Source organism: Bacillus sp. NH11B, from assembly GCF_001884205.1.
Classification (GTDB): Bacteria; Bacillota; Bacilli; order Bacillales; family Bacillaceae_G; genus Bacillus_A; species Bacillus_A proteolyticus.
Genome location: NZ_MAOG01000109.1, coordinates 95072 through 108156, shown reverse-complemented (window position 1 = coordinate 108156; position 13085 = coordinate 95072). Strand labels below are relative to the sequence as shown.

Annotated in this window: 12 protein-coding genes and 1 other annotated feature; of the genes, 9 read left to right on the top strand and 3 right to left on the bottom strand. The window is 37.9% G+C overall.

Features of this window, described 5'->3' with window-relative positions:
- Positions 1-22: 22 nt before the first annotated feature.
- The gene (locus BAU27_RS19905) at positions 23-1309 is read right to left on the bottom strand and encodes a replication-associated recombination protein A (RefSeq protein WP_071747434.1); all 1287 of its coding nucleotides are present in this window, start codon (positions 1307-1309) and stop codon (positions 23-25) included.
- A gap of 291 nt (positions 1310-1600) precedes the next feature.
- Between BAU27_RS19905 and cymR the strand changes: the two genes are divergently transcribed.
- The 7 genes from cymR (at position 1601) to BAU27_RS19870 (ending at position 8006) form a co-directional block, all read left to right on the top strand.
- Positions 1601-2017, top strand: coding sequence for a cysteine metabolism transcriptional regulator CymR (gene cymR / locus BAU27_RS19900; RefSeq protein ID WP_000704116.1), 417 nt, complete (start codon positions 1601-1603; stop codon positions 2015-2017).
- 35 nt (positions 2018-2052) lie between these two features.
- The gene (locus BAU27_RS19895) at positions 2053-3198 is read left to right on the top strand and encodes a cysteine desulfurase family protein (protein WP_071747433.1); all 1146 of its coding nucleotides are present in this window, start codon (positions 2053-2055) and stop codon (positions 3196-3198) included.
- A 16-nt stretch (positions 3199-3214) separates the two neighbouring features.
- Complete coding sequence (mnmA, locus tag BAU27_RS19890) at positions 3215-4330, top strand: tRNA 2-thiouridine(34) synthase MnmA (protein ID WP_071747432.1); 1116 nt, start codon at positions 3215-3217, stop codon at positions 4328-4330.
- 109 nt (positions 4331-4439) lie between these two features.
- Positions 4440-5099: a tetratricopeptide repeat protein gene (locus tag BAU27_RS19885; RefSeq protein ID WP_071747431.1), complete on the top strand. Its 660-nt coding sequence runs from the start codon at positions 4440-4442 to the stop codon at positions 5097-5099.
- A 107-nt stretch (positions 5100-5206) separates the two neighbouring features.
- Positions 5207-7543, top strand: coding sequence for an SF1B family DNA helicase RecD2 (gene recD2 / locus BAU27_RS19880; RefSeq protein WP_071747430.1), 2337 nt, complete (start codon positions 5207-5209; stop codon positions 7541-7543).
- 127 nt (positions 7544-7670) lie between these two features.
- Positions 7671-7859: a hypothetical protein gene (locus BAU27_RS19875; protein WP_000469281.1), complete on the top strand. Its 189-nt coding sequence runs from the start codon at positions 7671-7673 to the stop codon at positions 7857-7859.
- 18 nt (positions 7860-7877) lie between these two features.
- Complete coding sequence (locus BAU27_RS19870) at positions 7878-8006, top strand: YrzQ family protein (protein WP_001053553.1); 129 nt, start codon at positions 7878-7880, stop codon at positions 8004-8006.
- Positions 8007-8041: 35 nt separating this feature from the next.
- Here BAU27_RS19870 and BAU27_RS19865 read toward each other — a convergent pair whose 3' ends face one another.
- The gene (locus BAU27_RS19865; RefSeq protein ID WP_071747429.1) at positions 8042-8254 is read right to left on the bottom strand and encodes a hypothetical protein; all 213 of its coding nucleotides are present in this window, start codon (positions 8252-8254) and stop codon (positions 8042-8044) included.
- A gap of 176 nt (positions 8255-8430) precedes the next feature.
- On the opposite strand from BAU27_RS19865, the gene BAU27_RS19860 reads away from it, so the two are divergent.
- A complete protein-coding gene (locus BAU27_RS19860) occupies positions 8431-9498 on the top strand; it encodes an AI-2E family transporter (protein WP_071747428.1) in 1068 nt (355 codons plus the stop codon).
- Positions 9499-9540: 42 nt separating this feature from the next.
- On the opposite strand, the gene BAU27_RS19855 is transcribed toward BAU27_RS19860, so the two are convergent.
- Positions 9541-9885, bottom strand: a complete 345-nt coding sequence (locus tag BAU27_RS19855; RefSeq protein ID WP_071747427.1) for a PH domain-containing protein — start codon at positions 9883-9885, stop codon at positions 9541-9543.
- Positions 9886-10123: 238 nt separating this feature from the next.
- Positions 10124-10342 (top strand) — a binding site (T-box leader).
- Between the two features lie 40 nt (positions 10343-10382).
- On the opposite strand from BAU27_RS19855, the gene alaS reads away from it, so the two are divergent.
- On the top strand, positions 10383-13025 hold the full coding sequence (alaS, locus tag BAU27_RS19850) for an alanine--tRNA ligase (protein WP_071771712.1): 2643 nt from the start codon (positions 10383-10385) through the stop codon (positions 13023-13025).
- Positions 13026-13085: the final 60 nt, after the last annotated feature.

Genomic DNA, 13085 nt, shown 5'->3' with positions numbered 1-13085 from the left:
AATGGTGACGTTTTCGTTTATGTTACCCTTTATTTTTCGTTTTATTCGAACTTTGTAATCTTTCATAAACAGTAGAAAGTGCTTGTTCAAATTTCCCTGTCGTTTTCGGTTTATAATATTGCTTGTTTTTTATTTTATCAGGCAAGTATTGTTGTTGTACCCAGCCATTTGGATGGTCGTGTGGATATAAGTATCCAATGCCTCTTCCGAGTGATTCGGCACCTTTATAGTGACTATCTTTTAAATGACTTGGAATATCACCTGTTTGACCGTTACGTAAATCGTGTAATGCGGCATCAAGTGCTTTATAAGCTGAATTTGATTTTGGTGATAGGCAAAGCTCGATAACCGCATTTGCAAGTGGTATACGTGCCTCTGGGAATCCAACTCGTTCAGCCGATTCAATTGCGGCTAGTGTACGCGGTCCAGCTTGTGGGCTAGCAAGTCCAATATCTTCATAAGCCATAATAAGAAGGCGTCTACCAATACTTTGTAAATCACCTGCTTCAATAAGGCGTGCTAAATAATGGAGCGCTGCATTTACATCACTTCCGCGCACTGATTTTTGAAATGCTGATAATACGTCATAATGAGCATCTCCGCCTTTGTCGTGAACGAAGCTTTTTTTTTGTAGGCATTCTTCTGCAATCTCGAGTGTGATTTCAGCCGCTCGATCGTCTGTAGTGAAGCTAGATAATACAGCAAGTTCAAGTGCGTTATAAGCGGAACGCATATCACCACCAGAGGCGTTTGCAAAGTGGTGCATTGCTTCATCTGTTACCGTTACAGTATATTCCCCAAGTCCTTTTTCTTTATCTTCTAAAGCTCTTTTTAACCCAATTAAAATATCATCTTCTGTTAGTGCGTGTAATTCGAAAATTTGACACCTGCTTCGAATAGCGGAGTTTATCGCATGAAACGGATTGCTTGTCGTTGCACCAATTAAAGTAAGAAGTCCACTTTCTAAATGAGGTAATAAAAAGTCTTGCTTTGCTTTATCTAGACGGTGAACTTCATCTAAAATTAAAACGAGGTGTCGATGCATCTTCGCTTCTTGTACGACAACTTCCATATCTTTTTTATTGTGAGTAACAGCGTTTAATAGGCGAAACGGGGTTCCGGTACTTCCTGCAATTGCACTAGCAATCGATGTTTTTCCTGTGCCTGGAGGACCGTATAAAATCATAGATTGAAAATGATTCGCTTGGACCATTCGCCATAAAATCTTTCCTTCACCAACTAAATGTTGTTGTCCGATAATTTCTTGAATATTTGTAGGGCGCATTCGATGTGCGAGTGGTTGTTTCATTTTGACCTTCTCCCTTAATGTATAATCTCACTCTATCGTATCATTTTTTTTAATGAAATTTGAAATAAGATGTTGCTTTGTGGGGAAAATGAATATGAATATTTTCATTTTTCTTTCAATTATAATAATTCCCGAGTTTTTCAATGTGATTTTATGTTATCATTTTGATACACAAGTTGAAATTTCTTATAATACTATATTATGCTATAATTTCATAGGATTTTAAATTGTGTTCTTTTATAAATAAGATATAACCAATAGAAGTGAAAATTTGAAATGAGGTGCAAATAGATGAAGATTTCAACGAAAGGCCGCTACGGCTTAACAATTATGATCGACCTTGCAAAAAAGTTTGGTGAAGGTCCAATTTCATTAAAATCAATCGCGCAGGCACATGACTTATCTGAACATTACTTAGAGCAATTAATTTCACCACTTCGTAACGCTCGTCTTGTAAAGAGTACGCGCGGTGCATATGGTGGATATGTATTATCTGATCAGCCAGCCAATATTACAGCTGGAGATGTAATCCGTGTATTAGAGGGGCCAATTAGTGTTGTAGAAATGATCGAAGAAGAAGAACCAGCACAACGCCAATTATGGATGCGTGTTCGTGACGCGGTGCAAGAAGTATTAGATAGTACAACTTTAGAAGATTTAGTACGTTATGAGGAAGAAAATCACGGGGGCTATATGTTTTACATTTAATTCCTTGTGAAACGATTTGGAAAGAAGGAGATTTAATGGAACGCATTTACTTAGATCATGCTGCGACATCTCCGACTCACCCAGAAGTGGTCGAAAAGATGATTCCATATATGACAGAAACATTCGGAAACCCGTCTAGCATTCACTTTTATGGTCGTCAAACGCGCCATGCGGTAGATGAGGCGAGACGCGCGTGTGCACGTAGCATTCACGCAAATCCGAATGAAATTATATTTACGAGCGGTGGTACAGAAGCTGATAATTTAGCGCTTATAGGTGTAGCACGCGCGAATCGTCATAAAGGAAACCACATTATAACGACGCAAATGGAACACCATGCGATTTTGCATACGTGTGAATTGTTAGAGCGTGAAGGGTTTGTAGTAACATATGTACCTGTTGATGAAACAGGGCGTGTTCAAGTTTCTGATATACAAAAGGCGTTAACGGAAGAGACAATTCTCGTATCTGTTATGTTTGGGAATAATGAAGTAGGGACAATGCAACCAATCGCGGAAATAGGAAAGCTGCTGAAGGAGCATCAAGCTTATTTCCATACAGATGCGGTACAAGCTTACGGTTTAGTAGAAATTGATGTGAAAGAGTTTGGTATTGATTTATTATCCATTTCAGCTCACAAAATTAATGGGCCAAAAGGTGTAGGGTTCCTATACGCAGGTGCAAATGTGAAATTTGAACCGTTATTAATAGGTGGAGAGCAAGAAAGAAAACGCCGTGCTGGTACGGAAAATGTACCTAGTATTGCTGGGCTTCAGCATGCAATTCTTATAGCTGAAAAAACTCGTGAGCAAAAAAATGCCCAATATGAAGAGTTTAAAGATATAATGGTATCTGTCTTCAAAAATGAAGACATTACTTTCGAGGTAAACGGAAACTTGGAATATCGCTTACCACACGTGTTGAATATAAGTTTTACAGGAATGAACATTGAACCGTTCCTTGTGAACTTAGACTTAGCTGGCATTGCAGTATCAAGTGGTTCTGCTTGTACAGCGGGTTCGATTGATCCATCACATGTATTAGTGGCGATGTTCGGAAAAGATTCCGATCAAATACGTTCATCCGTACGCTTTAGTTTCGGACTTGGAAATACGAAAGAGCAAATTGAAAAAGCGGCGTACGAAACAGTGAAAATCGTGAAGCGATTAACACAAAATTAGCATGGGAGGTGACATGATGAACAAACTACCTCACGAAACACGCGTTGTCATCGGGATGTCTGGTGGCGTCGATTCATCAGTGGCAGCTCTTTTATTAAAAGAGCAAGGTTACGATGTAATCGGAATTTTTATGAAAAACTGGGATGATACAGATGAGAATGGTGTCTGCACAGCAACTGAAGATTACAATGATGTAATTGAAGTGTGTAACCAAATCGGTATCCCGTATTATGCAGTAAACTTTGAAAAACAATACTGGGATAAAGTATTTACGTACTTTTTAGATGAGTACCGAGCTGGTCGTACACCAAATCCAGATGTAATGTGTAACAAAGAAATTAAATTCAAAGCCTTTTTAGAGCATGCAATTGCGCTTGGTGCTGATTATGTAGCGACAGGCCATTATGCACGTGTTGCTTATATGGACGGCGAATATAAAATGCTTCGCGGCGTTGATGACAATAAAGACCAAACGTACTTCTTAAATCAATTAAGCCAAGAGCAATTATCAAAAACAATGTTCCCATTAGGTGAATTAAAGAAACCGCAAATTCGTGAAATGGCGACAGCAGCTGGTTTAGCGACAGCCGCGAAGAAAGATAGTACGGGTATTTGCTTCATCGGTGAGCGTAACTTTAAAGATTTCTTAAGTAACTATTTACCAGCACAACCAGGTGTAATGCAAACATTATCTGGTGAAGTGAAAGGAAAACATGACGGTTTAATGTACTATACAATTGGACAACGTCATGGCCTTGGTATTGGTGGTAACGGTGATCCTTGGTTCGCTGTTGGGAAAAACTTAAAAGACAACATTTTATATGTTGATCAAGGATTCCATAACGAACTTTTATATGGTGATGAAGTTATTGCTACGAATGTAGGATGGGTAAGTAACAAGGCAAAAGAAACAGAATTTACATGCACAGCGAAATTCCGTTATCGTCAAGCAGACAATAAAGTAACGGTTCAGATCGTTGATGAAAATACAGTGCGTATTCTTTGTGATGAGCCAATTCGTGCGATTACACCAGGACAAGCAGTTGTTTTCTATGATGGAGATGAGTGCTTAGGCGGTGCTACAATCGATGAAGTATACCGTAGTGGTAAGAAATTAGATTATTTAGGATAAACGAGAAGCCTCTGCCGATTAGCGGTTAGAGGTTTCTTTTACATAAAGCGAATTTTCGTTCGCTTGGAAAATACATTCTTTGTTATAATTTGTTGTAGAGGTGAAGGACATGTCAAACAAACTTGAAACAGGTATTCAATATATGCAAGAAGGAAACTGGGAAGAAGCAGCTAAAAATTTTACGGAAGCAATCGAAGAAAATCCGAAAGATTCGCTAGGATACATTAACTTTGCGAATTTATTAGATGTATTAGGTGATAGTGAGCGAGCAATTTTATTTTACAAACGTGCATTAGAATTAGATGATAAATCTGCGGCTGCCTATTATGGCTTAGGAAATGTATATTACGGCCAAGAGCAATTTGCAGAGGCAAAGGCTGTATTTGAACAAGCAATGCAAGCTGGATTACAATCAGCTGATGTAACGTTTATGTTAGGTATCACACACGTGCAACTTGGAAATGATCGTCTTGCACTGCCATTTTTACAAAGAGCAACTGAATTAGATGAAAGTGATGTAGAAGCTGTTTTCCAATGCGGACTTTGCTTCGCACGACTAGAACATATTCAAGAGGCAAAACCTTATTTTGAAAAGGTATTAGAAATGGATGAAGAGCATGCAGATGCGTATTATAATTTAGGTGTTGCGTACGTATTTGAAGAAAATAATGAGAAAGCTCTTGCTTTATTTAAGAAAGCAACTGAAATTCAGCCAGATCACTTTTTAGCTGGTAATGGCGTTCGTTTATTAGAGCAAGAAGCTGAATAAAGTGAAATTATAGTTTAATGCGCAGTTACCCCTCATCTAAAGAGTATGAAAGAGGTGGGGGATGTACTGCTCATTAAAGTGAAAAGAACTCGGAAAGGAGAGGAAAGATGGGAAATCAACATGCAATGGATTTGTTTGAGGAAGAGAAAAAATTTATAAAAGCGCAAGTTCTTCATACCATTTTCCACAACGAAGAAAACCTCTATTCCGTTGTTAGTATGAAAATCATTGAAACAAATGAAACATACGACGAAAAAAAAGTGATGATAAATGGTCATTTTCCCCGTATGCATGAAGATGAAGTGTTTACATTAACAGGTCATTTTAAAGATCATCCAAAGTATGGGAAACAATATTTAGTTGAAACGTTTAAGAAAGAATTGCCGCAAACAAAAGCAGGTATGGTGCAATATTTAGCGAGTGATTTATTTAAAGGAATCGGAAAGCGTACAGCCGAAAAAATTGTGGACCATCTCGGGGAACATGCTATTTCTAAAATTATGGATGACCCTGAGGCGTTAAATGGTGTTGTTAATAAACAAAAAGCGCAAGAAATATATGAGACGATTGTTGAGCATCAAGGATTAGAGAAAGTAATGAGCTTTTTAAATGGTTACGGTTTTGGAACGAAACTTTCCATTAAGATTTACCAGCAATATAAAGAAATGACATTAGAAGTGATTCGTAAAAATCCATATCAACTTATTGAAGAAGTGGACGGGATTGGTTTTGGACGAGCAGATGATATAGGACGTGCGCTAGGGATATCGGGTAATCACGATGACCGTGTACGTGCGGGATGTTTTTACACATTAGAGAATGTTTCACTGCAACTCGGTCATGTTTATATGGGAAAAGATCAACTTGTAAGAGAAACGATGTCACTTTTAAATAATCAAGAAGGAAGAGTGACGGAAGAAGACATTATAGGTTGCGTTGAAATGATGCAAAGTGAAGGGAAAGTCATCATAGAAGAAGAACGAGTGTATTTAGCATCGTTGTTCTACTCTGAAAAAGGTGTTGTAAAGTCTATTCGTAGGCTTATGAATCAAGAAGAAACACCTTCATTCCCTGAAGCTGAAGTGTTAAAGACGTTAGGTGAAATTGAAGAGCAGCTGAATGTCCAATATGCACCATTTCAGCAAGAAGCAATTCAAACGGCACTTCATAAACCGATGATGTTATTAACAGGTGGACCAGGAACAGGGAAAACAACTGTTATTAAAGGAATTGTAGAAATGTATGCATCGCTGCATGGACTATCGTTAAATCCGAATGAATATAGTGATGATAATCCATTTCCGATATTATTAACGGCTCCAACAGGAAGAGCTGCGAAGCGAATGAGTGAATCAACAGGACTTCCGGCTTGCACAATTCATCGTTTGCTTGGCTGGACGCCAGAAGGTTCTTTCCAGCGCAATGAAACCGATCCGGTTCAAGGGAAGTTACTCATTATTGATGAGTTTTCGATGGTTGATATTTGGCTTGCAAATCAACTATTTAAGTCACTGCCAACGAACATCCAAGTAATCGTTGTAGGTGATGAAGACCAATTACCATCAGTAGGACCTGGACAAGTGTTGAAAGATTTATTAAATGCAGGTGCCATCCCAACGGTAAAACTCACAGAAATTTATCGTCAGGCAGAAGGTTCGTCTGTTATTCAGCTTGCCCATGCGATAAAAGACGGGACGCTTCCGCCAGATTTAGCGCAAAATAAAAAAGATCGTTCATTTATTAGCTGTGCAGGGGCTCAAATTGTTGAGGTTGTGAAAAAGGTTTGTGAAAATGCTAAGACAAAAGGCTTTAGTGCCAGAGATGTACAAGTATTGGCACCTATGTACCGCGGACCAGCAGGTATTAATGTACTGAATGAAGCGTTGCAACAAGTATTTAATCCGAAAAGGGAAAAGAGTAAAGAAATTGCTTACGGTGATGTTGTATACCGAAGAGGCGATAAAGTACTGCAACTTGTCAATCAGCCAGAAAGCCAAGTGTTTAATGGTGATATTGGAGAAATTGTTTCGGTGTTTTATGCGAAAGAAAATGTCGAGCAACAGGACATGATTATCGTTTCATTTGATGGAATTGAAGTAACGTATACAAAGCCGGATTTAAATCAAATTACTCATGCATATTGCTGCTCGATTCATAAATCACAAGGTAGTGAATTTCCAATAGTTATTATGCCGATTGTAAAGAGCTATTACCGTATGTTACGTCGTAATTTAATTTACACGGGCATTACAAGGAGTAAGAAATTCCTTATTATTTGTGGGGAGGAAGCGGCTTTTCAATCCGGTGTAAATCGCCTTGATGATGCAATGCGTCAAACGACTTTAGCTGGTCGCTTGCAAGAATCACAAGGAGAGGTGCAGATGGTAACGGTTAATGGCGAGGAAATGGACGTGGAAAACATTTCACCGTATGATTTCATGTAACAAGGTGAAATTATATAGTGAAACTTTCAAACGTATAACGTTGAAAGGCTCCAGCAATGTATAAATGAATGCGGTTTGGACATAATGGCGAATAGAATCTGGGAGACTGTAAGGAGATGAAAGCCATATGTTTATTTGTCCAAATTGCAAAGGGAAAGACATCGGAAAAATAGGTGTCAACCAATTTTATTGCTGGAATTGTTATATCGAATTATCGGTTTCAAAGGGGAAAATCCATACGCATCAAGTAGAGGAAGATGGTTCATTAAGCTCTCTTGATGATTTATTTGATGAGAACGAAAGAACGATCGGATAACGAAAAGGGGGATTTACTTTGAATCTACGCAATTCATTAATCGCATTAGGTGTTGGAGCTGCAGCATATCAATATGCTCGCAAGCAAGATGTATTTTCAAAACGCAATATGAAAAAAGCACGTAAGATGATTAAATCTTATTTATAAACGTAAAAAACTCCCTTCATGATAAGGGAGTTTTTTTATGCACTCGTATGCAAATATAAAAGTCCAATTTCAGAGAAGAGATAAGATAGGCCGTAGCACCCAACGCCAAGCATTCCATAATGCCATAATTGCTTCGCCCGTTCTTTTCGCGAGGAACGAATAAAGAAACCTTTCCAAATACCAAACCCAATACAAATCCATTCAAGAATCATAAAAAGTGCTGATAATACGAGCATCAACAAAATCATAATGAGACCTCCTGATTATATTGTTTCATGTTGCATTCTCAGGGGTGGTTGTCCTTATTATGTTAAATATATGTCCGTCTTTAAAAAACAGTATGGTCTGTATAAAAAGATTTTAAAACTTTTGCACATAACCTAACCTATTTATTTTCAAAATAAAGGTGGAGGAGGTTTTTCGTGTGAAGAATCTTAAAATCATTTGGATATATCGTTTAGGATTATTGTTACTCATTTTTCTTTGTTTGCTTGTCTTTTTAAAAATTAAGCCATTATGGGCACCGATTATTTTTGTATTTAAAGTGGCAATTACACCATTTCTTATCGCGTGTTTCATTGCGTACTTATTGCATCCTTTAATTGAAAAAATACATAAAGAAGGAATGCCTCGCACGCTTGCCATTTTGCTCATTTACGTACTTTTCTTCGGCGGAATTGGTTATGGGATTTATAAAGGAACGCCCGTTGTTATTAAGCAGTTGCAAGAAATTAATGAACAATTTCCACAGTTTACAAAAATGTATGATTCTTGGATGGATGGGGTCACAGAACAAACGGCGAATTTCCCGTCGTTTATTCATGAAAAGGTGAAACAAATTTTTGGTGGTGTAGAAACGAAGATTCAAGCACTTTTAAATAAAGTGATGAGTACAGCTCGTGGTGTACTCGATTCGTTACTCATTATTTTCTTAATCCCGTTCATTGTATTTTACATATTAAAAGATTACGGTGAGTTTTATCATATCTTTTGGAAACTAGTCCCGAGTAAATGGCGTAGTACGGGTCAAATGCTTGCGAAAGAAATTGATAAGTCACTCGGAAGTTATATTCGAGGACAGTTATTTGTTTGTTTAGTATTAGGGGGAGTATCTGTTCTTTCTTTTTGGTTTATCGGTATGAAATATCCATTATTACTCGGCATTATTATTGGGGTAACGGATATAATCCCGTACTTTGGTCCTATTTTAGGGGCGATTCCGACGTTGATGATTGCAGCAACGGTATCAACGAGTTTACTCATTAAGGCAGGGATTACAATTGCTATTTTGCAATTTTTGGAAAGTAACATTTTATCACCTTACATCGTCGGTAAGTCACTCCGTATGCACCCTGTTATTATTATGCTTGCATTACTAGTTGGAGGAGAGATAGCAGGGATTGTGGGGTTGCTAGTATCGGTTCCAATTTTAGCAGTTATTCGTACAGTAATTGTTCACGTGAGACCCCTTTGGAAAAGAGAAGATGTTTAAAATGAAGCCCTCTATTTAAAAAATAGAGGGCTAATTATATATTTATTTAGAAATCTGCTTGTGTATCTTTTGAATGAGGGAGCTCACATCATTTGTTTGAATATGTTTTATTCTTTTCCATTCCGTATCATACATAAATACAATTTGATTGCTGAAAAGACGCTTCTGTTCTTTTAGATTAGAAATGTTTGCGAAAGAGTACTCTTCAAATATTGGGTTCTGACTTACATCTGGTCCATAAAAGAATAGCCTTTTGTTCGTTAAAATCAATAGGCCTGGCCTTGCGACGGAACGATAAATAAATATGTCTAATGAACATGCTGCGTAAAAAAGGATTTTTTCGTCGGTAGCTAACATTGCTTTAGCTTGATTCAATAAAGTTGTCATTGTAATCGCTCCTTTATTGTTAATAATTTAATTATAACAAATAATGTAATATCTAGAAATTTGTATAGGGGTATTTTTTATGAAGAGATTCCTATTTAGTAGTAAATGCATAATATATCGAAAGGCTGTTAAAAATGAATAGTAGAATAATTATGGTTAATAAGCAATTGACACAATATAAATGATTATCTACATTGACAAACTTAAGAGAATTCTATTATATTTAGTCATATAATACATTAAATCAATGACGGAACAAGTACGTTACAGTCCATTTGTAGAGAGAAGCTTCCACTGGCTGAAAGAAGCTTTAAATGAAGGGTAACAGAAAGCTAATCCTGAGAGCAGCTAATCACTGCCGTCTTGCCACGTTACGGCACCATGAGGTGATGAATTGATTGTTATAATAGTCAATTCATAATTAGGGTGGTATCGCGAGTTAACTCTCGTCCCTTTTATAGGGACGGGAGTTTTTTATATTTAAGGAGGAAAATACAATGAAACAACTAACAGGCGCACAAATTCGTCAAATGTTTTTAGACTTTTTCCAAGAAAAAGGACATGCAGTAGAACCTAGTGCATCACTAGTTCCACATGAAGATCCATCTCTTCTATGGATTAACAGTGGTGTAGCAACATTAAAAAAATATTTTGATGGACGCGTAATCCCGCAAAATCCACGTATTACAAATGCTCAAAAATCAATTCGTACAAACGATATTGAAAACGTAGGGAAAACAGCTCGTCACCATACATTCTTTGAAATGTTAGGGAACTTCTCAATCGGTGATTACTTCAAAGAAGAAGCAATTACTTGGGCTTGGGAATTCTTAACGAGCGACAAATGGATCGGATTCGATAAAGAATTACTATCAGTTACAATCCATCCAGAAGATGAAGAAGCATTCACAATTTGGAATGAGCAAATGGGTGTTCCAAAAGAGCGCATCATCCGCTTAGAAGAAAACTTCTGGGATATCGGTGAAGGACCAAGTGGACCGAATACAGAGATTTTCTATGATCGCGGGGAAGCTTACGGTAATGACTTTAGTGACCCAGAATTATATCCAGGCGGAGAAAATGAGCGTTACTTAGAAGTATGGAACCTTGTATTCTCTCAATTTAACCATAATCCAGACGGTTCATATACGCCACTTCCTAAGAAGAACATTGATACAGGGATGGGTCTAGAGCGTATGACATCTATCGTTCAAGATGTGCCTACGAACTTTGATACGGATCTATTCATGCCAATGATTGGTGCAACAGAATCAATTTCTGGTGAGAAGTATCGTAATGGAGACTTAGAAAAAGATATGGCATTTAAAGTAATTGCTGACCATATCCGTACAGTAACATTCGCTGTTGGTGACGGTGCTCTTCCATCTAACGAAGGCCGTGGTTATGTATTACGTCGTTTATTACGCCGCGCTGTTCGTTATTCTAAGAAATTAAACATCAACCGTCCATTCATGTTTGAATTAGTACCGGTTGTTGGAGAAGTAATGAAAGACTTCTATCCAGAAGTACTTGAAAAGAAAGATTTCATCGCAAAAGTTGTGAAAAATGAAGAAGAACGCTTCCACGAAACACTTCATGATGGTGAAGCGATTTTAGCTGAAGTTATTGCAAAAGCGAAAGAAGAAAAAACAACTGTTATTTCTGGCGTAGATGCGTTCCGTTTATACGACACGTACGGTTTCCCAATTGAATTAACAGAAGAATATGCAGAAGAAGCTGGTATGACAGTTGATCAAGCAGGCTTCGAAGCTGAAATGGAAAAACAACGTGAGCGTGCACGTGCTGCTCGTCAAGACGTTGATTCTATGCAAGTTCAAGGCGGTGTCCTTGGTGAAGTTAAAGTAGCGAGCGAGTTTGTTGGTTACGGTACAGTTGCAACAGAAAGTAACGTTGTTGCACTTGTGAAAAATGGTGAATACACAGATAGCTTGCAAGCTGGTGAAGAAGGACAATTGATGCTAGATGTAACACCATTCTATGCTGAGAGCGGTGGACAAATTGCAGACCGTGGTCACCTTCTTGCTGACGGTGTAAAAGTTGTTGTAAAAGACGTACAAAAAGCACCAAACGGCCAAAACTTACACAAAATAGTTGTAGAAGAAGGTACGTTAACGAAAGATGCGGCTGTGAAAGCTGTTATTGATACAAAGAATCGTAGTAGCGTTGTGAAAAACCATACAGCAACTCACTTACTGCACCAAGCATTAAAAGACGTACTTGGAATGCATGTTAACCAAGCTGGTTCTCTTGTAACTTCTGAACGTTTACGCTTTGACTTCTCTCACTTTGGCCAAGTACAAGCTGATGAATTAGAAAAAATTGAGCGTATTGTAAACGAAAAAATTTGGGAAAGTATTGATGTTGAGATTTCTCAAAAAGCAATTGAAGAAGCGAAAGAAATGGGTGCAATGGCATTATTCGGTGAAAAATACGGAGATGTGGTACGTGTTGTACAAGTTGGCGGTTATAGCTTAGAGCTTTGCGGTGGTTGTCACGTTGATAACACAGCTTCTATCGGTATTTTCAAAATCGTTGCTGAGTCTGGTATCGGTGCAGGAACTCGTCGTATTGAGGCGGTAACTGGTAAGTCTGCATACGAATTAATGAACGATCAAGTAGGTTTATTAAAAGAAGCGGCAGGAAAAATGAAAACAAATCCGAAAGATATTTTAACAAGAGTTGATGGTTTATTTGCTGAAGTAAAACAACTTCAAAAAGAAAACGAATCTCTTGCTGCGAAATTAAGCAATATCGAAGCTGGAAACTTAACTGATTCAGTAATGACAGTTGATGGCGTGAACGTATTAGCGGCGAAAGTAAATGTTGCAGATATGAACAACTTACGTACAATGATGGATGATCTAAAAAATAAATTAGAGTCTGCAGTTGTTGTATTAGCGTCTGTAAATGATGATAAAGTAAACATTTTAGCTGGCGTAACGAAAGATTTAATTAGCCAAGGCTACCATGCAGGTAAGCTTGTGAAAGAAGTGGCTTCTCGTTGTGGTGGTGGCGGTGGTGGCCGTCCTGATATGGCTCAAGCAGGCGGTAAAAACCCAGCTCAAGTTGAGGAAGCTTTAGCGTTTGTACAAGAGTACGTTAAATCTGTTTCAAAATAAAGAGATAGTAGTGTACAATGGTAGGGAGAGGAGAAGTTCTTCTCCCTATACTTACTACTT